Raw genomic sequence first — 21,070 nt, 5'->3', positions numbered from 1 at the left:
CAGAATCACCCTCGCCTTTTGACAGTTCTCAGGATTTCGCCGCTACTCTTGTCAGAATCATCCTCGCTTTTGGACAGCTCTCTGGGGGGCACCTCTACTCTTGTCCAAATCACTCAATCCCCAAAATATGAAGTCATCAAAAAAGCCTTGACGAGATACCCGTCAAGGCTTTTGCATGTTATTCTAGTGCGCTGGCGCTTTGGCCAATCGTGATGATCTGTTCTTGTTTGATGATTTTTTTGATTTCCAGGGATTTTATATGGTGACCATCCATTTCGATGATTCTAAATTCATAATCCCCAAATGGAATTTTGTCACCAGGGTGGATATCAATTTGTTCGGTTAAAATCCAACCACTAATCGTATCTACATCCGTATCATCAATTTGTAATCCAAACAGGTCGTTAACTTCACCAATTAAGACCTTACCATCTAAGATCGTTGTCGTGTCGTTAATTTTTTGGATAGCTGGCTTTTCATCGGTATCGAATTCATCGCGAATTTCTCCAACGATTTCTTCAATAATGTCCTCAACCGTCACCAGTCCAGAGGTCCCGCCATATTCATCGATTAAAATCGCCATGTGCACGCGTTCTCTTTGCATTTTAGCTAATAATTCTTGAATTGGAATAGACTCGATGACATGGATGATAGGTCTCGTATAATCCTCGATTGTTTTATCAGTTGCACCCGTCCCTGTCACAACATCCGTGAGCAGTTCCTTTAAGTTAACCAATCCAATAATATGGTCTTTATCCCCATCAACGACTGGGTAACGTGTATACTTCTCACTCGTCATAATCTGTAAAATTTCTTGGACTGATTTTTCCTTATCAAGGGCAATGATCTCGGTACGTGGTACCATGACTTCCTTGGCTACACGATCATCAAATTCAAAGATATTATTCACATATTTATATTCAGACTGGTTAATTTCACCATTTTTATAGCTTTCAGATAAAATAAGTCGCAATTCTTCCTCTGTATGGGCAATATCGTGTTCTGATATACGCTTAAAGCCGAATAATCCGGTTAACAAGCGGGCAGAACCGTTTAATACCCAAATAAATGGAAACATCAATCGATAGAAAAAGATCAAGGGTCTAGAAAAAAACAGAGTAATTCTTTCTGCTTTTTGAATAGCGATCGTTTTCGGTGCGAGTTCTCCGACTACAACATGTAAAAATGTAATAATCAGGAACGCGATTGCGATTGATAAAGCAGTTGAAAATGAAGCCGGTATATTTAACATACCGAATAACGGATGAAGTAAAGCCTCAACAGTTGATTCTCCAAGAAAACCAAGGCCTAAAGCTGTTACTGTGATACCTAACTGACATGCCGAAAGATATTCATCCAGGTTTGAGATGACGGCCTTAGCAGCAATAGCGTTTCTATTCCCTTCTTGTACGAGTTGGTCGATACGAGTACTTCTTATTTTTACAATCGCAAATTCCGACGCCACAAAAAAGGCAGTTAACGCAATCAAAATTGCAACCAAGACCAAATTAAATATCTCCAAATAGTTTCCTTACACGTGCGAAACGAGTAAGGATTACACCTCCTAAATAGGTAAGTTTTTAATGTTGTCAAAAAGTCGGCCGAAAATGACACATCGAATTTCTGCGTTGGCTTGCTTTTGCGTTCCTCACGTATTAACCCCATACGCTCAGGTACTCAAAGCTACACCGCCTTGAAATCCTTGGTCCTTTTTACCCTCCTTTTTGAACTCTTATTTTAATTTTACATTCCTTACGAAGAAATGTCGTTTATACAAAGTATTTATGACAATGATTTTTTATTCTTTAAGAATGAATTTTTATTCTGATAGTTTCATAACTATATAAGCTTAGATTCAAGTAAACAGAACCATAATTAATTTTGCGAGTGCCATGCTTTGTGTGGACATCTTGTTCACCACGGATTTTTGTTGGTCCTCTGTAAGAGACTCCAGCATTGGCTGCATTTCTTTCAGTTCCGTTTCTAAATACTCCATGCGCTTTGAAAGAACTTGCGTGTATTTCAAGACTTTTTCTTGCTCTACACGATTGGTATGGAATAGCTCTACCTTTTCCTTGATTTCAAGTAAAGGAATGTTTAACTCCTTGTATTGAGAAACGAGATGAAGGGTTTCCACCGCCTCGTCACTATAGAACCGATAGTTTGAGTCTGATCGTTCTGGAGTTAGTATACCAAGCTGTGTGTAGTAATCAATCGTGCGTTTTGATACATTTGCTTCTTTTGCTAGTTCTCCAATACGGTATAACTTCCCAACGACATCACCCCTTCTATCAGTCTTTTATTCTTCTATTATATGTAAAATAAACCGTACAGTCAAACGTGCCGGTTTCCCCTGTACGGTAGGTGATTTTTACTTTTTCTTTGGTCCGGGAGCGGCTTCTGTTTTCAGGCTATAGAGGCCACCTTTTAGGTGAGATAGTGGTAAGTTTTTATGCCCTCTCCGTAGGGCTTTTGCCGCTTGCTTACTTCGTATCCCTGTTTGGCAATATAAAATAATGTCCTTATCCGTTGGAATTTCTATCTTGTTTCGCTTAATTTTAGACAAAGGCAGATTAATGGCCCCTTTAATGTGGTTTGTTTGGTATTCATAAGGGCTACGCACATCAATGAGCGCAATTTCCTTTGGCCTTTTCATTTTTTCTTTAAAATCCTCTGCCGATAATTGTTTGAGGTTCTTTACAGGTCTGAAGGAGTCGTAAATCAAAATAATGAAGATTATTCCTAATCCAATTTGTAGTATTGTAATTGTGTCCATTTTTTAACATCCCTTTTCATACACGTTATTTTCCTATTATAATCTATAGATGGAGGAAACGAAAAATCTCATGTGACATTGCCTCCTTTTTGCGGTAGAGTAAACTAGAAAAATGTTTTAGGGATTGGAGATTTTACTAAATTGGGGCAGCCTATAAAACGGTTTTTAGCCGGTACAGTGTTCATCACTTATTCACTATTTCTTATATACTGGATGTTTTTTGCATATTTCCGGACAAAGGGTGTGGAATTCCGGTACAACCTAACGCCCTTTTCAACGATTACGAATTATTTTACGTATTATGACCATTTTCCTCTTCACATTTGGATTATTAATATTGCGGGAAATATTGGCGTTTTTATACCATTTGGGATTGTACTCCCGATTCTTTTTCCGAAGCTTTCAAATTTCTTTTTGTTTCTCTTTGCTTTTGTCATCGGAATATTCTCGCTTGAAGTTCTTCAACTCTTCAGTAAGCTTGGAAGCTTTGATGTAGATGATATTATTTTAAATACGGCAGGGGCTATGATTGGTTATATGGTGTTACAGGTCTTAAGGGTTCGCAAAAAGCGCAAAAAAAGGAGATGAGGACAAATACGACGATGTATTTGAAACCTCATCTCCTTTTTAAATCCGTATTTTTAGCGATTAACCGAAGCTGCCATTCGGACATATGTATGACGCTTTCCTCGAATAGCGATTGAATAAGTCATGATGTTTTCGGGAATCGCAATACCATGAAAGCCGGCATCTCCAATGTGGTAGATGTCCGCACCAGCCATTTTACTTGTTAACGCAATTTGACGAATCGTTGCTTCATCAGCACCTTCTTGACTTGTACCAATTGTCAGCATCACCAATGCACCTTTGGAATGAACAAAACGGACATTCTTCTCCGTTGTTTCAAGCGTGATTCCCGGAACAGTTCCAGGGGCAGGCATTAAGATCACATCCGCACCTGCATCAACAAAGCTTTCTAGTGCTGTGTCTGATATGATTCCACTTCCGGATTCATTGGCAACCCCCGCACCATGCATCTTTCCTGCAATAATGAGGCCTTCGCTTCCAAACACTTCACGCGCCTTCTTAATTGCGACAACAATTTCGTTATTTGTAACACCGGTTTTCGGATTTCCAGTTAAGCAAACAAAATCAAAGCCAAGTTTTTTCGCCTCGTTTAAGGACTCCTCTGTTGCCAAGCGACCTTTTGGAAGTTGACTTAGTTTTTCAAGCTGCTGTGCATTGGGGTCAACAGGCTCTAAATTTAAGCCAATTGGTCTGCCGGTAAGCTCCTTAAGCTTTTCAACGATGGATTCACCCTCCCCAGCTTCAAAGCCTTCTACAAAAGGAGAAAAAACATCAAAATAATTAAAAATCAAGAGATCGGCACCAAATGCTGACGCCATTTCGGCATTCGTTACGGCTGGATATATTGGCTGAAAGGAACCAATTACCTCTGATAAAATAACCCTTCCTTCAGAAGCCTTAATGGATTGTTTGAGATCCTGTCCGTTCATTTTTTGAAAATCTGAGGCTGTACAATCTAAAAGTCGTTTCATGATGAAACCTCCTACTATAATGTTCGAACCACTTCCACTTTATATTTATATCTATCACCACGGTAATAAGATTTTACAAACTCGAGTGGCTGCTGATCCTCAAGGTATGATGTTTGTTGAAAATATAGAATAGGTGCTCCCACCTTAATTCCCAACGCAGATGCCTCGCGCTTTTGGGCGGTGGTTGCTTCAAGCTCCTGAACCCCAGATGTGATATGAAGCCCAATTTCCTCTGCATATCCAAATATGGAGTGCTCTGCCACTTCCCATGTTAGACCTGGCACAAGGTCTTGTGACATATAAAAAACCTCAAAAGCCATTGGCTGCTGGTCTGCAAGTCGTAATCGTTCAATTTTGTAAACCTCTGCTCCTATTTCCACCTTAAGTCTTGAGGCAATTAAAGAGTCTGCTTCTATTATTTTAAAGCTTAATACCTTTGTAGCTGGTTTAAGCCCTCTAGAAAGCATGTCCTCGGAGAAGCTCGTTAACTTCTGCGTATTTTTTTCAATTTTCTTTACAGCAACGAAAGTCCCTTTTCCTCGTACTCTTTCTAAATAACCCTCATTGACAAGATTATTGATGGCTTGTCTAACAGTCATCCTACTGATTTGAAACTTTTCTGCATATTCTCTTTCAGATGGAATCATGTCGCCAGGCTTCAGTTCTTTTTTTTCGATTTTTTCACGAATTCCTTGCTCAATTTGAAAGTAGATAGGTACTGGTGAACTCTTCTTTATCACGATTAAAGCCCCTCTTTTTTTCATCATCCACTAATGAAAGTGCCTCTTCGTCTGCAATTATCGTTACATCAGGATGATTCTTCAAAACAGTAGCAGGAATCGTTTCCGTAATATCTTCATTTATTACTTTCTCAAGGATTTCTGCCTTTGTTTTACCTGAAACGAGTAAAAGGATTTTTTTACTATTCATGATTGTAGAGATTCCCATTGTGACAGCATGGGTTGGAACTTCTTCGATGCTATTGAAAAAACGCATATTAGCCTGTCTTGTAGATTCTTCAAGCTCCACTACATGGGTAGCAGAATCGAAAGGTGTGCCAGGCTCATTAAATCCAATATGGCCATTAACCCCAATTCCAAGTAATTGAAGGTCGACCCCACCTAAATCGGAAATGACCTTTTCGTATTTTATACTTTCTTCTTCATAATTATTTGCCAACCCATTTGGAATATGGATGTTGTCTTGATTAATATTAATATGTGAGAAAAGATTTTCCATCATGAAATGATGATAGCTATTTGGATGGTCCTTATCAATTCCTAAATATTCATCAAGATTAACTGTCTGTATGTTTTCATACGACGTTTTGTTTTGCTTGTGGTCCCTAATTAGCTCCTCATATGTTCCTACTACAGTACCACCAGTCGCAAGACCTAATACCGAGTTTGGCTTTTCTTTTACTTGATGTGAAATCATAGCTGCTGCGAATTGGCTCATTTCTTTAAAATCTTTTACCGCTATAACCTTCATCTATTATCCCTCCCTATTTGAATAAGCAAGTTTTCCACGACAAAATGTCATGATTACCTCTAATTGATCATTTACTATCACGATATCTGCATCCTTACCAGCCTTGATGCTTCCTTTTCGATCAAACACATTGATTTGTTTGGCTGGGTTAACAGCTGTCATTACGGTTATGTCCTCAAGAGAGCAATCAGCGAATCTCATCATATTTCGAACTGCATCATTTAATTTTAAAATACTTCCTGCTAAGGTGCCATCTTTTAATACAGCTCTCTCTTCATTCACAATAACTTCTTGACCGCCTAAATCATATGTTCCCGGGTTCATGCATTTAGCACGCATTGCATCGGTTACAAGAATAGAACCTTCGCTCCCTTTATTTTTATATGCAAATTTCACCATTTTAGGTGCAATATGAATACCATCGACAATCATTTCACATTTGACTTCATCATGTAAGAGAACAGCACCTGCTACACCAGGCTCCCGATGATGAATGCCGCGCATGCCGTTAAATAAATGCGTAGCATGGGTAACTCCTGCTTCTATCGCAGCTTCAACCTCATCATATACCGCGTCTGAGTGACCTATGGAGGCCACAACGCCTGTATTTTTCAAATGGGCTGTTAACTCAAGTCCACCTGGTTCTTCTGGCGCTAATGTCACAAGGCGAATATTGTCGCCTGATACGGATTGCCATTTTTTAAACAGCTCCACATCTGGGTTAATGATATTGTCTGGATGCTGGGCTCCCGCTCTTTTCGGAGACAAAAATGGCCCCTCTAAATGTGCGCCTAATATCTCAGCATGACCTGGATGTTGCTTCGGAATAAAATCAGCAATAGTCCCAATCGCATTCTCAATATCTTCTTTTGTCTTAGTCATCGTTGTTGCAAGAAAGCTTGTGGTACCTTCCTTCGGTAATATCTTTGTCATTGTATCTAATGCTTCTTGGGTCGCATCCATCACATCGGAACCGCCAGCTCCGTGAATATGTAGGTCAATCATTCCTGGAAGGAGTGAATAAGACTCATCAAATGAGATGACTTCGTCTTTATCACTTGTTTGGAAGTCAGCCATTTGACCAACCTTCTTTATTTTTTTTCCTTCGATTTCAATAAATCCTTTTTTGATGATACCATCTTCAGAAAATATAGTTAGGTTTGTTATAAACATGCAAAGGACTCCTTTTATGTTTCTTACTTTAAGTATATCGTTCAAGGCGGCTAGTTGTCTATACCACTATAGTATTGGTTATTTTTCCTTACTTTTCCCATCTTGTCATAAAATTATTGTGTTTTCTTTGTAAATAAAAGAAGGACCATCCTTATTGGATAGCCCTATAACATTTTTACTTTTCTTTACGAATTTTATGGACCTCGTCTGCAACGAATTGTACATTTGTTCCTACAATAACTTGGATACTGTTTTTACCCACAATATTGATTCCTGGAACACCTGTAGCTTTTATTTTTTGCTGATCCACTTTATCCATATCTTTTACTTCTAAACGTAGGCGAGTGACACAATTATCAACTGATGTAACGTTCTCGTCTCCACCTAAGCCTTCATAAATTTGAGCTGCCATGCTTGCGAATCTTGTTTTTCCGTCTGCTTGAATAGCTTGACCTTCTTCTACATCATCTTCCCTACCAGGAGTCTTAATATTGAACTTCGTAATTAAGAAACGGAAGATTAAATAGTATAGAACAAAGAATACAAGACCCTGTAGCAATAGCATATATGGCATATTTGCTAAAGGTAATCGTGAACTTAATACAAAGTCAACTAAACCTGCACTGAATCCAAAACCTGCAGTCCAGTGGAAAGTTGATGCAATAAATAATGAAATACCAGTTAATGCCGCGTGAACTACATATAATGCTGGTGCAACAAACATGAATGCAAATTCAAGAGGTTCAGTAACACCTGTAAAGAACGATGCAAAACCTGCTGCCAACATTAAAGAAGCAACTTGTTTTTTACGAGCTGTTTTCGCTGTGTGATACATTGCAAGCGCAGCTGCTGGTAGACCAAACATCATAACTGGGAAATATCCTGCTTGATACATACCTGTAATTCCTTTTTCTCCATTTCCTGACCAGAAGTTACCGATATCGTTAATTCCCGCAACGTCAAACCAAAATACGGAGTTTAAAGCATGGTGTAATCCTGTTGGAATTAATAATCTGTTAAAGAATCCGTAAAGTCCTGCACCAATAGATCCTAATTCACTGATACCCTTACCGAATGAAACTAATCCTGTATAAACCACTGGCCATACAAAGAAAAGAATTGCAGATGCTACGATCATCGCTACAGATGTCATAATTGGTACCAATCGTTTTCCACTAAAGAATGCTAGTGCATCCGGTAATTGTACTTCACTGAAACGATTGTACATCGCTGCAGCAACTAATCCTGAGAGGATACCAATAAATTGGTTGCCAATCTTACCGAAAGCCGCATTTACCTCACCTGGATCAACCCCTTGCAGCATTGCAACAGTGTTTGTACCAAGTAAAGTTGTAATAACCAGGTAAGCAACTAGACCACTTAGTGCTGCTGAACCGTCTTTATCCTTTGACATCCCTAAAGCAACACCGACTGCAAATAGAATTGACATGTTGTCAATAATAGAAGATCCTGCTTTAATTAAAAATGCTGCTACTGCATTGTCTGCTCCCCAACCAGTAGGGTCAATCCAGTATCCGATACCCATCAAAATAGCCGCTGCTGGTAATACCGCAACAGGTAACATCAATGAGCGACCAATTTTTTGAAGATACTTCATCATGATGATATTCCTCCTATGTTTTGTGTCATCCTCTATTTTTTGGTACACCTACAAAAATAAAAATGATTTCAAAACAGGTAACGCTTACATGGTAGTGTAACAAAAAATAGGTAGAATTATTACTGCAACTCATTTTAACACCTAGGGGTTTAGTTGTCTATACCACTTCCATGGAACTTTTTACAAAAAATCAACACTTTTATCTATTACAATATAACTAAAGGCGTATAGATGAAGGGCCATCCTTATATTACACTATGGATAAGCCATTGAATAGGAGGTATTCCATGAAACAAGGTGATAAGGTTGTTTATAAAAATGATTTGTACGAAGTTCTGTATGATTATGAAAATGGAATGTATGAGATCAAGCAAATGGAATTACTCTTTAAGGTAGAACTCGTAAATAAAAATGATCTCACACCTGTTGCTTGTTAATAACGTATTTCCTCCTTTCCTAGAGGATAAAAAAATCCATTGTTCTTAAGGCAATGGATTTTTCTTCGTTCCCCTATATTCTTTTCAAAACTGCTCGTACAGGACTTCCATCCGCTCCCTCAATTGCAAGCGGGAGAGCAATTAATTCATAATCACCAGGTTCCACATCATCTAAGACAATCCCCTCAAGAATATATATGCCATGCTTATGTAAATGATGATGGGCCTGTAAATCTTTACTATCCAACTGATCGACAGATGGGGTATCCACGCCAATTAATTGAATTCCTTTTCCAGCTAAAAAGGAAGCGACTTCTGGTTTTAAGCTGGAAATTGAGGTTGGAAATTGGTTTCGATTATTCCATGAATTTGTACGTATTAATAATCGTTTTATCCCATCTAAGTCAATTCCTTTTAAATCCTCAACCCCAATTTCCTTTTTTCCTGATACTTCAACCACTCGAGCCTTTCCCACATAGAGGTCAAGCTCGAGTTCATGCACCTTTCCCCCATTATTGTCAAAATGGTATGGCGCATCAATATGCGTTCCAATATGAGTACTGGTTTTGATTTTTCCTACATTTACTGTTGATCCTTCTTCAATTGACCATGACAACGCGTATTCAAATGGAGTATCACCCGGCCATTCCTTTGTTGCGAGTCCTAAAGGCTGAGAAATATCAATGATTTTCATGTTATTCACCTCTGCAATAATGTTGTCCTCCTTTTTAGTATACGGTTTTTGACCTGCGTTTTTGTTATATTATTCATCACATAAAACAATATCTCTGAGGAGATTCTAGAAATGTCTTCTTAATAAAAGAAGGTGATGTTATGAAAAAGCAACCATTGAGGAGGTTTATGATGGGAATATTAAGTGGAAATCCAAAGGAAGAGCCAATGCATTATGGTGAAGTTTTTGGTGTATGGTCTCACTTGTTAACAGCAAAAGGAATGGTTTCTGCTTACCAAACCTTACTTAATCATACCGGTGACGATGATTTAAAGAAAATCATAGAAGACATCATTGAAAATGGGCTTAAACTGGAAATTGAAGAAGTTGAAACAGTTTTAAAAGAAAATGGGATAGGGTTACCTCCTGCACCTCCAGAGCGACCTAACGCATGTCTTGAAAATATCCCTCCAGGGGCTCGTTTTTTAGATCCTGAAATTGCAGCAAAGGTGTCAGCTGATATAGCTGCAGGTTTAGTCGCATGCAGTACCATCATCGGACAATGTATTCGAGAGGATATTGCTACAATGTATGGACAGTTTCATATGAAGAAAGCACAATTTGGAGCAAGAATGCTACGCCTTAACAAAGAAAAAGGATGGCTTGTTCCTCCTCCACTTCATATCAATAAAGCTGAAGGATGCTAGAAAAAACCTCTCAAGGCAGATTCATTAGGAATCTGCCTTTTTTATGGTGAATTTTAACATTTTAATTATTATCTGCGCTTTGCTTACCCCCTCACTTTAATTACCACCAATACTTTATATAAGGAAGAAGCAAAATATAAAAGTAAATCGAATACGCAAAGGAGGAACTTAGATTGCAAAGATTTACAAAAACGGGTTTAGCGATTCTGGGGTCTGCGATGCTTTTATTATCTGCATGTAACAACAACAACAACAATGCAGCAGATGATACGAACCGTTCAGCAAACGTGGAAAATGTGAATAACGGCTATCTCATCAAACAAGACCGTCCTTATCGCACAACAACGTCGAGCGATAAGTATCCACATACAACAAGCGTTCAAAATGCACAGGGCGAGCAAAAATATTATCGGTTCATCAATAAAAAAATTGTAGTCGGTACACCAAACGGTACAAACGTAGTACCTAATGGGAACTACCATTTCACAGGTGGACCAAATAATGCAGTACCAGCACCAAATAATGTTGCGCCTGCACCGAATTATCCAACAGGGCAAACAACACCAACTGAGCAAAATCGCCAACCTGCGGCTCAACAGCCTGCTCCAGCTCCGGCACCTACAGCAGGCGTTAGTAATTTTGAAAGACAGGTAATCGATCTTACAAATGCACAGCGTAAGAAAAACGGTTTACCTGCCCTTCAAGCGGACACTGCATTAAGCAAAGTTGCGAAAACAAAAGCCAACGACATGCAACAAAAAAATTATTTTTCCCATACGAGCCCAACTTACGGGTCTCCATTTGATATGATGAGGGATTTTGGGGTATCGTACAAAACTGCTGGTGAGAACATTGCGAAAGGGCAAACCTCTCCTGAAGCTGTGGTGAACGCTTGGATGAACAGTGAAGGACATCGAAAAAACATCCTGAATCCGAACTTCACTCATATAGGAGTTGGACACCAAGCAAGCGGAAACTACTGGTCACAAATGTTTATTGGAAAATAAAAGAATGGGGCAGACATACTAGGATGTCGCCCCATTTTTATTACTTCTTAATTTTAACAAATTTACGTTTTCCGACTTGTAGAATCATATCGTTTGTTATTTCTACTTCTAATTGAATATCCACAACTTTTTCACCATTCAGTTTAACGCCACCATTTTGGATCATTTTTCGTGCTTCTCCTTTGGATTTTTGTAATTCCAATTGAACAAGCAAGTCTATGATGGAAATGGAGTTTTCTCCTGACCAAGAGACCTCTGGGATGTCTTCTGGGATTACTCCTTTTTGAAAGACTGTTTTAAAATGATTTTCGGCCTGCTGTGCTGCTTCTTCACCATGATACATTCTCACAATGGTTCTTCCAAGGAGCATTTTTGCATCACGTGGATGTAGTGACCCATTTTCTAAGTTGGCTTTAATCTCACTTTTTTCTTCAATTGATAAATCTGTTACTAGATCAAAGTATTTCGCCATCATTTCATCTTGGATGGACATTGTTTTTCCATACATATCATTTGGTGCCTCATCCACACCAATGTAATTACCCTTTGACTTAGACATCTTTTCAACGCCATCAAGTCCTTCTAAAAGTGGTAGAAGTATAACGACCTGCTTTTCTTTCCCAAAATGTTCTTGTAAATGTCTTCCCATTAATACATTGAAGTGCTGGTCATTTCCACCTAATTCAATATCGCTTTCTAGCTCAACCGAATCATAACCCTGCATTAATGGATAGAAAAACTCATGAAGCGAAATTGGCTTTCCAGTAGCTAAACGCTCAGAAAAATCATTTCTTTCAAGCAAACGAGCAACTGTAATGCTTGCCGCCAAATTGATAACATCCTCGAAGTTTAAGGCAGATAGCCATTTGGAGTTGTAATGAAGCTCCACCTTTTCCATGTCTAACACTTTTCCAAACTGCTCAAAGTATGTTTTCGCATTATGCTTAACTTCTTCGTCTGTCAGTTGTTTTCGGGCAACAGATTTACCGGTAGGATCCCCGATTTTTCCTGTGAAGTCACCAATAAGAAGCTGGATGACATGTCCATTTTCTTGGAATTGTTTCAATTTGTTTAACACCACTGTATGACCCAAATGAACATCAGGTGCTGACGGATCTAGACCTAGTTTTACTTTTAGCGGTTGGTTTGTCACAATTGATTTTGCGATTTTTTGTTTGAGTTCATGTGCAGGAACGATTTCTTGTACCCCATTTGAATAAATGGCAAATTGTCTTTCTAGTTCTATTTTTTGTTCATTGGTTAACTGTTCAATAAAGTTCTCCATTCTGGTTTTCCTCCTAGTTTGTGAATTATTTAGTATGTCTTTTACTTACTTTTAGGCTGCTCAACGACAATTCCACCCAGCCCTTACCTAGTTTTGTCCCCGAGACAGGACTCCTCCCTAAAAAAACAGTAAAAAACCACGCCCCTAAAAAAGGGACGTGGTTGCACGCGGTACCACCCTTGTTTGAAGATATATGTATCTTCCGCTTCATTCGAATAACGGTTCGTCCGTTCTTTGCTAATTGCCGTTGGGGTTCACAAAGAAAGCTCAAGGAGGTAATTCGCATTTTACCTTTGTTCCGGTTTTCACCAACCACCGGCTCTCTGCTTCAGGGAGATAAGCTGCTACTAATTCCTGTCATCACTTATTATTTCAATGTATAGAGGATATTTTATCGGATTGTTACATAATTAACAAGTAAAAATCCGCTTCCTTTTTCTACATAAAAAACAGCCAAGTGATGTAAGCGCTTTAATAACTATTGCTGCAAAATTAAATTCCCGGCAAACGTTATGCTCTGAACTGTGACTGGAAGCCCACCTGCTGGTGTGTTCAGAATTACATTGTCACCCACTTTACGCAACAATAATTGCCTTCCGACAGGCGAAAGAAATGATATACACCCTGCATCCGGGTCTGTTTGTTTTGGTAAACAAATAGAATAATCCTCTGTATCATTTTCTCCATCAAACAAGACGGTTACCTTTGTTCCGATAAAAACCATCGGAATTGCTTCAGTACCTTCATTTTTCAGGTAACTTTCAACTTTACGAATATATGAATTAAAAAAATCCTGGTCCCTTTCCTTAAGTGGTGTGGAGGATAAATAGAGACTTTTTAATTCTTGAAAATTTGTGTCGATAAATTGGAGTTGCTCGGCAAAATACTCCTTATGGCTCATAGTAGATATCCTCCTTACTAGGATCAAACACCTTGCAAAATTTCATCTTTACCTTCATATTTTATTTCCCCTTCCTCATTTTGAGTATAAAAATGTAGACCTTCCTCAAGCAGAGAAAGGCCTACCATACATTTCCAATTATATCATATTTTTATCAACAAAATCTAGCTATCTCCTAATCTGTTTATTCGACAAAACTTGCGGGTTATGGGATATCATTTATCGTTTTTCCGACCGGTGATATACCGTTTATTCCGTTTCCGAAATATCTTTTATCAATTGGCGGCGCGGCGATATACGTATTTCTAGTTTGCGGAAAATCATTTATCGTTTTGCGCAAATACCACAAAAAAGCAGCTACCCTAAGATAGCTGCTTATCTAATTCACTTATGCAACAACAAGTCTAATTTTATTGTCAGAAGGATCCTTTGTAACAATAAATCCGTCCTCTTCTTGAACATATGCACCGATTTGCTTTAGGTTTTCGACAGTTGTTTGTAAGGCAGTTTCGTTTGGTAGTACGAGTGTGAACCACTTAATTCCTGCACTATTTTCTGATGGTGCAGGTGCACCTACGCCATTCCATGTGTTAAGTCCGATATGGTGGTGGTAGCCGCCTGTAGAAATGAATAATGCCATTCCTCCATAACGAGTGACAACATCAAACCCAAGTCCTTTTGTATAGAATTCTTCCGTCTTTGCCAACTCAGATACATGCATGTGAATATGCCCCATTACTGTTCCTTCAGGAAGTCCGGTCCATTTTTCACCATTCGCAGCAGCGAGTACGCCTTGGCCATCAAGTGGTTCAGTCACCATTTTTACTTCGCCATTATTCCATTCCCATTCTGTGTCTGGACGATCTGAATAAATTTCAATTCCATTTCCATCTGGATCATCTAAATAGAGTGCTTCACTTACGGCGTGATCAGAAGCGCCAATAGGAACATTATTTTGGACCAAATGAAAAAGTACTTTTCCTAAATCCGCTCGTGTTGGTAAAAGTAATGCAAAATGGTAAAGCCCTGTTCGGCGTGGCTCTTTTGGTGTAATGTTTTCTGGCTGTTCAATGGATAAGAGTGGTGTTTTACCATCCGCAGTTAAAAGTGCCTTTTTTTCAGACTGCTCTAATACTTTAAACCCGATTGTATTTTGATAAAACGTTAACGAACGCTGTAAATCGGTTACCTTTAAGTCTACAAGACCTACAAATGTATACGGTGGGCGTTGATATTTCATTTTTTATGTGCCTCCTAATTTTTATTAGTTACTTACTTTATGTAAGTAATTATATTTTTGTAATTAAATTATGTCAAGTATGTTTATTATTTCTTACAATGCGCTATAATATATTCATAGGGGTGAAGGAAATATGGATACAAATGTAATTTGTCCTAAATTCGAAAAAGCTATGAATTTAATTGGCCAAAGGTGGACTGGACTTCTCATATACCAACTACTTAATGGTCCGCAGCGTTTTTGTACGCTAGAATCTTCTATTGGAATTAGTGGAAGAGTTCTTTCGGAAAGACTTAAGGACTTAGAGAATCAAGGTATTGTAAAACGACATGTATACCCAGAAACCCCTGTACGTATTGAGTATTCATTAACCGAAAAAGGGGTAGCCCTTAAACCTTTAATGGACGAAATCCAAAAATGGTCGCAGGACTGGGTTGAATTAAATAAATAATTTTATAAACATCATAGTAAAGCAGATTGTCGCTTATGCAATCTGCTTTTTTCTTTCATAAGCCTCAAGTCTTATTTAGAAATATATCGGTGGTGCGTTACGCCATATCCTCTCTTCTTTTATGATAAGGATAGAATAAATGATAAAGGCAGGTAAAAAAATGAAGAAAATACTCATTATATTTTTCGTTCTTATTGGGGCTTATTTATTGATTACAAATCTGTACCGTATTCCCGGACTTCCTTTTGGAAATTCTGGAGACTCTGTCAAGGTTACGGACAAAATTGATGAGATTGAAATTAATATTTCATCCATTAGCACAACTGTCATTCCTGAAAACCGCGATGACGTAGAAGTCGAACTGAAAGGAAAAGGCAAGGCACATGTTTCCAAAAGTGGCGACACAATAGAAGTCCGTTATGAACGCGGATTTTTCAACCTTGGGTGGTTTCCTTTCTTTAATCAATCAAAACTAACGGTGTATATCCCAGAAGATTATGACCAGGATCTTTCATTAATAGTCGGTTCTGGCCATTTAGAGCTTGACGGTACTTCAATGAAGCTTAACGAGCTATCTGCAGATGTCCATTCTGGAAATATGAGATTGCAAAACCTTTCAGCTGAAACATTTACACATAATGTTGCATCCGGAAATTCAAGAATTGACAAGCTTACTACAAAAAGCGGAGAAATTGAAGTTCACTCTGGTAATGTGACAGTGGATGAATATACAGGGAAACTTGAAGCAGAAGTCAACTCTGGTCGTTTAAAAGCAACGATTGCAGACCTTACAGACTCAATTGATGCGAGCGTAAGTTCAGGTCTGCTTGATATTGACCTTCCAGATAATGCTGACTTTACATTAAAAGGTGAATCAAATAGCGGTTACATTTCCAATAGTTTCTCTCTTGATGATTCCACAAAAGGTAAAAAGAAAATGGAAGGCAAACACGGGGCTGGAACACATGAAGTGAACATTGAAGTAAATAGCGGAAAAGCAAGTATTAGATAAATGAACAAGAATCGTAGGTTTCACTCACATGAAGTCCTACGATTCTTTTATTTACTGATAAGCAGAAACTCCTAGCATCGTTTCTAAATCCACAATCTCATAGCCTTGCTCCTGAAGTTCTTCGATGATGCTTGGCAATGCCTCATATGTATCGTATTCATCTGAGTCCGTGTGCATGAGGATAATATCGCCGTTTCGTACGTTTTCGACCACATTTGAATAGATCACATCTGTGCTTTTTTGCGCCCAATCGAGTGAATCAATTGACCAAAGAATAATGGAATACTTTTGTTCTTTCGCGACGTTAGCAACTAGTTCATTTGTTGATCCATAAGGTGTCCTTATAAAAGCCGGCTCTTTGCCAATGATTGATTCAATCACGTGACCTGCCTGTTCCATTTCATTCCGAATTTCGGTTTCTCCCAACTGATCCAATTGAACATGGTGGTAACTATGACTTAACACGAGATGTCCTTTTTCATCGGCTTCCTTTACTACGTCAGGATGTTTCTCTGCTTCGCTTCCCAAAAAGAAGAAGTTCCCCTTTACTCCATATTGATCCAAAACTCCAATCACGGCTGAAGTCACCGTACTATCAGGTCCATCATCAAAGGTTAAGGCAACCTGTTTTTTATTTGGACCATTGATAAATACATGTTCTTGAGATTTCGAGAATTCAATAATTTCCTCCCGCCATTTTTGCATGGACATGACAGTCTTTTTTTCTAGAAATGGAGATTCTCCCTTTATGTCAAGAAGGTATTCCCTTTTCCATGAAGTATCTGCAGGAAATCTTGCTTCAGGAATCGTACTCTCCTTCGGCTCCATCTTGTGGTTGCCATGAGCCACTCCCCCGACTTCCTTTGTTTCCTTTGAGGCACAGGAAGATAACAAGCTTACCGAACATATAATAAGAAAAATAATCACCTTTTGGAACATGAAATCGCTCCCCCTTTACTTCATTCTAAACTCTGAAAATAGGTATGGAAAGAATAAATAATAATTTAGACGTGATTTACGAATTTTACTGACAAAATTTTCAATCTATTTTATTATTAATACTATAATATAAATACGTAGGAGGCCTTATCATGAGTATTGCGCTCATTTCCGATATTCACGGAAATATGACAGCACTTGAAGCCGTACTAGAACATATCAAAGATCGTGGTATTGAGACCATTCTTTGCCTCGGAGACCTTGTAGGAAAAGGGCCAAACTCAGCTGCGGCCGTTGACCGAATTCAAGAGGTGTGTGAGGTTGTCCTTTTGGGGAATTGGGATGATTTTATTCAAAATGAACATCCTGATGAGGGGATCAAGTGGCATCAAAATCAGCTTGGGAAAGAACGACTTTCATACTTAGGAACACTTCCTTTTCATTATGATTTTTATATGAGTGGCAAATACATCCGGTTATACCACGCCTCTGCGAAAAGTGTCCATCACCGCGTTGTCCCAATGATTCATTCTGATGATGAAAAAAGAGCCATGTTCGACCATTCTGAATGGATTACTCCCTTAGAGGAAAAGACACCAGATGTGATCGGATTTGGAGATATTCACGCTGCCTTGATTGAACCAATGGGTACAGAAAAAACCCTTTTAAATGTTGGAAGTGTTGGCAACCCTCTTGATACCACACTGGCAACCTTTGCGATTTTACATGGTGAATATCAATCAAAAGAAGTCGCACCGTTTTCAATTGAAATTGTTCGTCTTCCATATGACGTCGAAAAAGAATTAAAAGGTGCCGCAGAAATGGGTTTACCGTACTTCGATCAGTATGCCATGGAGCTTCGCGAAGCATATTACCGAGGAGCATCAAAAAGGGAAAAATAACTAGTTCGTGAAACTTGCACAAGACAATTAAATACATGTAAAATAATAAAATAAACAAATATTTACATGAATAATTTTCAGTTTTAAAGGATATAATGTTTTTAATTTTTAAACCTCTATATATACAAAACTCTGAGAGGAGAATTGCCATGACTGCCAATAACGAAGCAAAAAAAGAGATCACGGTTAATTCAACCGTCCAGTTAAAAGGGATAGTTAAAGCTATATTTAATGATTCCATCCATGTACAAATCGGAGGAAAAATTATTACACTTCCCGCTTCAAATCTTTTAAAACAAAACAAACCATTAACCTAATAACAGGAAAAGGAATACCAAAGTTGAATGGTATTCCTTTTTATTTTAAAAACGGGTTATAAAATCGATTACCATCATGGAATGTCACAACCATTGAGATAATTAAAATCACAATAAATAAAACCACCGTCACATAATCAGCTATTTGAAAGGCACGCAAACTATACCAGGTACGCTTTTTGTTTTTTCCAAAACCTCGTAACTCCATCGCATTACTGATCGTTTCTATCTTGTCCAGGCTCGATAGGATCAAAGGGATAATAATAGAAGCCACATTTTTTATTCGTTTATAGAGCCTCTCATTCTTGGACATATCAATCCCTCTTGCTTGCTGAGAGCGTGCGATGTTCCAAAAATCCCTTTGAATCTCGGGTATATACCGTAAAGCTAGCGCAACCGCATAGGATATACGATAACTAATACCAATACGATTTAAGGATGCAGCAAATTCACTTGGATTTGTTGTCACGATAAATAATAGTGCCGCTGGAATAACTGTAAAATACTTAAGTGTAATATTAAACTGGTAAAACAGCTGTTCAAGTGTAAGATTATATCTTCCGACAAACTCAACTAACACATGACTTGTCCCATAAATTTTTACTCCCTCTTGAGGAGAAAAAGCGTAGATGGCAAGGTTATTAATCAACAAGAACAATAAAATGAACAGAAGAACAAACGAAATCTCTTTAAGCTTAATTTTAGAAACTAAAAAAATACAAATGCTAAATCCGAATAAAAAAAGGAGGATTCGTGTATCATACGTCAACATCGCAGCAGTAGACCATAAAATAAAGCAAATGAGCTTCGTTGCACCAGTCAGTTGATGCACTGGTGACTTTCGTTCGATATAGGTGAGCATCTCTACTGCCATGTTCTGCGTACCTCCTTATCATACACAATAAATCGTTCAACAAATTCAAGTGGTTCTTCAATACCCGCTCGTTTTGCTAAGTCAAATAAGGACGTTTTCTTCAGGTTTGCTTGTTTAATAATTTCAGAATCTGTAAGGACACTTGCAGCAGATTGGTCCGCAATCTTCTCTCCATTAGCGATCACAATAGCACGTGGTGTATATTCGAGCATAAGGTGCATATCATGTGTAATCATAATAACGGTAATCCCCTGCTTGTTTAACTCTACAAGAAACTCCATAATTTCCGTGTAATGGCGAAGGTCTTGACCTGCAGTTGGCTCATCTAGAATAATAATTTCTGGCTCTAATACTAGAATCGAAGCGATGGTCACACGTTTCTTTTGTCCAAAACTCAAAGCAGAAATCGGCCATTTTCTAAACGGATAGAGACCACATACCTTAAGTGTTTCTTCCACTCGCTTTCTAATCTCATCTCCAGGCACACCACGTATTACAAGACCAAGTGCTACTTCATCATAAATTAAATGTTTTGAAATCATATGGTTAGGGTTTTGCATAACCATCCCAATCCGTAGAGACCTTTCCTTGATTGTATCATCCGTTATATCTTCACCCGAAAAGATAATTTTCCCCGAGCTTGGTTTTTCAAATCCGCAAATAAGCTTCGAAAGGGTCGACTTTCCAGCACCATTTTTACCAACGATACTTACCATCTCTCCCTTTTCAATGGAAAAAGATACATTCCGAATCGTATCTCGTCCTTGATGATAGCTAAATGAAAGATGCTCCAGCTCTAAGATAGGTGAAGCCTTTTCCCTTTTTTGGGGTTTTGACACTTTTTCAAACCACTCTTTTAATCCAACTTTACTTGCCTCGACATCAAAGGAGGGAAAGTAAGCTGGATTCATGTCCTCAGTTATGTGATAGCCAGCATATTTTACCGCCTTGACATACAATGGTTCACGTATATGACGTTCCTCTAATATAGGTTTGGATAAAAGCTCATCTGGTTTCATATCACCGACAATTCTTCCTTCATCCACGACAATAATCCGGTCTACATGACGGTAAAGAACATCCTCTAAACGATGTTCTATAATAACTACTGTTGTGTTCGTTTCTTTTTGAATCCGATCAATTAGGTCAATGGCATACTGCCCCGTCGCGGGGTCAAGATTTGCTAGTGGTTCGTCAAACAGAAGGATATCCACTTTATCAACCATAACCCCTGCTAGAGAAACCCTTTGTTTTTGTCCGCCAGATAACTGGTGAAGGGAGGAATATAAATAATCCTCCATATCTACCATTTTCGATACTTCCCCAACCGTTTCAAACATACTCTTCTGTGGCTGGCAATCATTTTCTAAAGCAAAGGCGATGTCTTCCCCTACAGAAAGACCTATGAACTGCCCATCCGGATCCTGTAAAACAGTACCGACCATTTTAGATATTGTAAAAATATCCAAATCCTTTGCTTCTTTACCCATTATCGTAAGGCTTCCTTGCGTAGTCCCCTTATAAGAAAAGGGAACAAGCCCGTTCATGCAATTTCCAATCGTGCTCTTCCCTGATCCTGACGGCCCTACAATTAATACCTTTTCGCCCTCATATATTTTAAGATTAATATCCCGAAGAGTAGGCTCTGCTTGGCTACGATATGTAAAGCTATAATTTTTAAATTCAATAACAGGTTTCTTCATCT

The 21,070-nt window shown here is 38.5% G+C and carries 23 protein-coding genes and 1 other annotated feature; of the genes, 8 read left to right on the top strand and 15 right to left on the bottom strand.

The genetic code is table 11. The annotated features are described in order from the left end of the window. Positions 1-178 precede the first annotated feature (178 nt). The 3 genes from V7138_RS11890 to V7138_RS11880 form a co-directional block, all read right to left on the bottom strand. Positions 179-1,522 (bottom strand): hemolysin family protein, encoded by a 1,344-nt coding sequence (locus V7138_RS11890; RefSeq protein ID WP_438824350.1) that lies wholly within the window; start codon positions 1,520-1,522, stop codon positions 179-181. A gap of 333 nt (positions 1,523-1,855) precedes the next feature. Beyond that, complete coding sequence (locus tag V7138_RS11885; RefSeq protein ID WP_438824355.1) at positions 1,856-2,215, bottom strand: MerR family transcriptional regulator; 360 nt, start codon at positions 2,213-2,215, stop codon at positions 1,856-1,858. Positions 2,216-2,371: 156 nt separating this feature from the next. Further along, positions 2,372-2,776, bottom strand: a complete 405-nt coding sequence (locus V7138_RS11880) for a rhodanese-like domain-containing protein (protein ID WP_335397471.1) — start codon at positions 2,774-2,776, stop codon at positions 2,372-2,374. A gap of 141 nt (positions 2,777-2,917) precedes the next feature. On the opposite strand from V7138_RS11880, the gene V7138_RS11875 reads away from it, so the two are divergent. Further along, a complete protein-coding gene (locus V7138_RS11875) occupies positions 2,918-3,364 on the top strand; it encodes a VanZ family protein (RefSeq protein WP_335397468.1) in 447 nt (148 codons plus the stop codon). Between the two features lie 53 nt (positions 3,365-3,417). On the opposite strand, the gene V7138_RS11870 is transcribed toward V7138_RS11875, so the two are convergent. The 5 genes from V7138_RS11870 to nagE form a co-directional block, all read right to left on the bottom strand. After that, positions 3,418-4,335 (bottom strand): DUF7916 family protein, encoded by a 918-nt coding sequence (locus V7138_RS11870; RefSeq protein WP_335397465.1) that lies wholly within the window; start codon positions 4,333-4,335, stop codon positions 3,418-3,420. A gap of 14 nt (positions 4,336-4,349) precedes the next feature. Beyond that, a complete protein-coding gene (locus tag V7138_RS11865) occupies positions 4,350-5,075 on the bottom strand; it encodes a GntR family transcriptional regulator (RefSeq protein WP_335397463.1) in 726 nt (241 codons plus the stop codon). Further along, positions 5,032-5,826, bottom strand: a complete 795-nt coding sequence (gene nagB, locus V7138_RS11860; RefSeq protein ID WP_335397461.1) for a glucosamine-6-phosphate deaminase — start codon at positions 5,824-5,826, stop codon at positions 5,032-5,034. The genes V7138_RS11865 and nagB overlap by 44 nt, the downstream gene beginning before the upstream one ends. 3 nt (positions 5,827-5,829) lie before the next feature. Continuing rightward, entirely contained in the window at positions 5,830-6,999 is a 1,170-nt protein-coding gene (nagA, locus tag V7138_RS11855; protein WP_335397458.1) for an N-acetylglucosamine-6-phosphate deacetylase, read from the bottom strand. A gap of 175 nt (positions 7,000-7,174) precedes the next feature. Beyond that, entirely contained in the window at positions 7,175-8,620 is a 1,446-nt protein-coding gene (nagE, locus tag V7138_RS11850; RefSeq protein ID WP_335397455.1) for an N-acetylglucosamine-specific PTS transporter subunit IIBC, read from the bottom strand. Positions 8,621-8,907: 287 nt separating this feature from the next. Here nagE and V7138_RS11845 point away from each other — a divergent pair, with 287 nt between their 5' ends. Further along, entirely contained in the window at positions 8,908-9,057 is a 150-nt protein-coding gene (locus V7138_RS11845) for a hypothetical protein (RefSeq protein WP_335397453.1), read from the top strand. Between the two features lie 73 nt (positions 9,058-9,130). Here V7138_RS11845 and kynB read toward each other — a convergent pair whose 3' ends face one another. Continuing rightward, positions 9,131-9,751 carry an arylformamidase gene (gene kynB / locus V7138_RS11840; protein ID WP_335397450.1) on the bottom strand — a complete coding sequence of 207 codons (621 nt, stop codon included), beginning with the start codon at positions 9,749-9,751 and terminating at the stop codon, positions 9,131-9,133. A gap of 170 nt (positions 9,752-9,921) precedes the next feature. Between kynB and V7138_RS11835 the strand changes: the two genes are divergently transcribed. After that, positions 9,922-10,437 carry a DUF3231 family protein gene (locus V7138_RS11835; RefSeq protein ID WP_335397448.1) on the top strand — a complete coding sequence of 172 codons (516 nt, stop codon included), beginning with the start codon at positions 9,922-9,924 and terminating at the stop codon, positions 10,435-10,437. A gap of 173 nt (positions 10,438-10,610) precedes the next feature. After that, entirely contained in the window at positions 10,611-11,444 is an 834-nt protein-coding gene (locus V7138_RS11830; protein ID WP_335397445.1) for a CAP domain-containing protein, read from the top strand. Between the two features lie 40 nt (positions 11,445-11,484). Here V7138_RS11830 and tyrS read toward each other — a convergent pair whose 3' ends face one another. The 3 genes from tyrS to V7138_RS11815 form a co-directional block, all read right to left on the bottom strand. Then, positions 11,485-12,729, bottom strand: a complete 1,245-nt coding sequence (gene tyrS, locus V7138_RS11825; RefSeq protein ID WP_335397442.1) for a tyrosine--tRNA ligase — start codon at positions 12,727-12,729, stop codon at positions 11,485-11,487. Positions 12,730-12,877: 148 nt separating this feature from the next. After that, positions 12,878-13,099, bottom strand: a binding site (T-box leader). Positions 13,100-13,207: 108 nt separating this feature from the next. Further along, positions 13,208-13,630 carry a GreA/GreB family elongation factor gene (locus tag V7138_RS11820; RefSeq protein WP_335397439.1) on the bottom strand — a complete coding sequence of 141 codons (423 nt, stop codon included), beginning with the start codon at positions 13,628-13,630 and terminating at the stop codon, positions 13,208-13,210. A gap of 388 nt (positions 13,631-14,018) precedes the next feature. After that, positions 14,019-14,870, bottom strand: a complete 852-nt coding sequence (locus V7138_RS11815) for a VOC family protein (protein ID WP_335397436.1) — start codon at positions 14,868-14,870, stop codon at positions 14,019-14,021. A gap of 133 nt (positions 14,871-15,003) precedes the next feature. Here V7138_RS11815 and V7138_RS11810 point away from each other — a divergent pair, with 133 nt between their 5' ends. Continuing rightward, on the top strand, positions 15,004-15,321 hold the full coding sequence (locus tag V7138_RS11810) for a winged helix-turn-helix transcriptional regulator (RefSeq protein ID WP_335397434.1): 318 nt from the start codon (positions 15,004-15,006) through the stop codon (positions 15,319-15,321). Positions 15,322-15,481: 160 nt separating this feature from the next. Further along, positions 15,482-16,333 carry a LiaG family protein gene (gene liaG / locus V7138_RS11805; RefSeq protein ID WP_335397432.1) on the top strand — a complete coding sequence of 284 codons (852 nt, stop codon included), beginning with the start codon at positions 15,482-15,484 and terminating at the stop codon, positions 16,331-16,333. 51 nt (positions 16,334-16,384) lie between these two features. Here the strand turns inward: liaG and V7138_RS11800 are convergent, their stop codons facing one another. Next, a complete protein-coding gene (locus V7138_RS11800) occupies positions 16,385-17,272 on the bottom strand; it encodes a polysaccharide deacetylase family protein (protein WP_335397429.1) in 888 nt (295 codons plus the stop codon). A 152-nt stretch (positions 17,273-17,424) separates the two neighbouring features. On the opposite strand from V7138_RS11800, the gene V7138_RS11795 reads away from it, so the two are divergent. Together V7138_RS11795 and V7138_RS11790 are read left to right on the top strand one after the other, a co-directional pair. After that, the gene (locus tag V7138_RS11795; protein ID WP_438824349.1) at positions 17,425-18,174 is read left to right on the top strand and encodes a metallophosphoesterase family protein; all 750 of its coding nucleotides are present in this window, start codon (positions 17,425-17,427) and stop codon (positions 18,172-18,174) included. 149 nt (positions 18,175-18,323) lie between these two features. Further along, entirely contained in the window at positions 18,324-18,491 is a 168-nt protein-coding gene (locus tag V7138_RS11790) for a hypothetical protein (protein WP_335397427.1), read from the top strand. 40 nt (positions 18,492-18,531) lie between these two features. Here the strand turns inward: V7138_RS11790 and V7138_RS11785 are convergent, their stop codons facing one another. Both V7138_RS11785 and V7138_RS11780 read right to left on the bottom strand, forming a co-directional pair. Further along, positions 18,532-19,365 carry an energy-coupling factor transporter transmembrane component T family protein gene (locus tag V7138_RS11785; protein WP_335397424.1) on the bottom strand — a complete coding sequence of 278 codons (834 nt, stop codon included), beginning with the start codon at positions 19,363-19,365 and terminating at the stop codon, positions 18,532-18,534. After that, a complete protein-coding gene (locus V7138_RS11780; protein ID WP_335397421.1) occupies positions 19,356-21,068 on the bottom strand; it encodes an ABC transporter ATP-binding protein in 1,713 nt (570 codons plus the stop codon). The genes V7138_RS11785 and V7138_RS11780 overlap by 10 nt, the downstream gene beginning before the upstream one ends. Between the last annotated feature and the right edge of the window lie 2 nt (positions 21,069-21,070).

Source organism: Bacillus sp. JJ1533 (genome assembly GCF_036965045.1).
Taxonomy (GTDB): domain Bacteria; phylum Bacillota; class Bacilli; order Bacillales; family Bacillaceae_L; genus Ferdinandcohnia.
The sequence above is the reverse complement of the archived record's forward strand: the minus strand, read 5'-3'. Positions and strand labels throughout refer to the sequence as shown.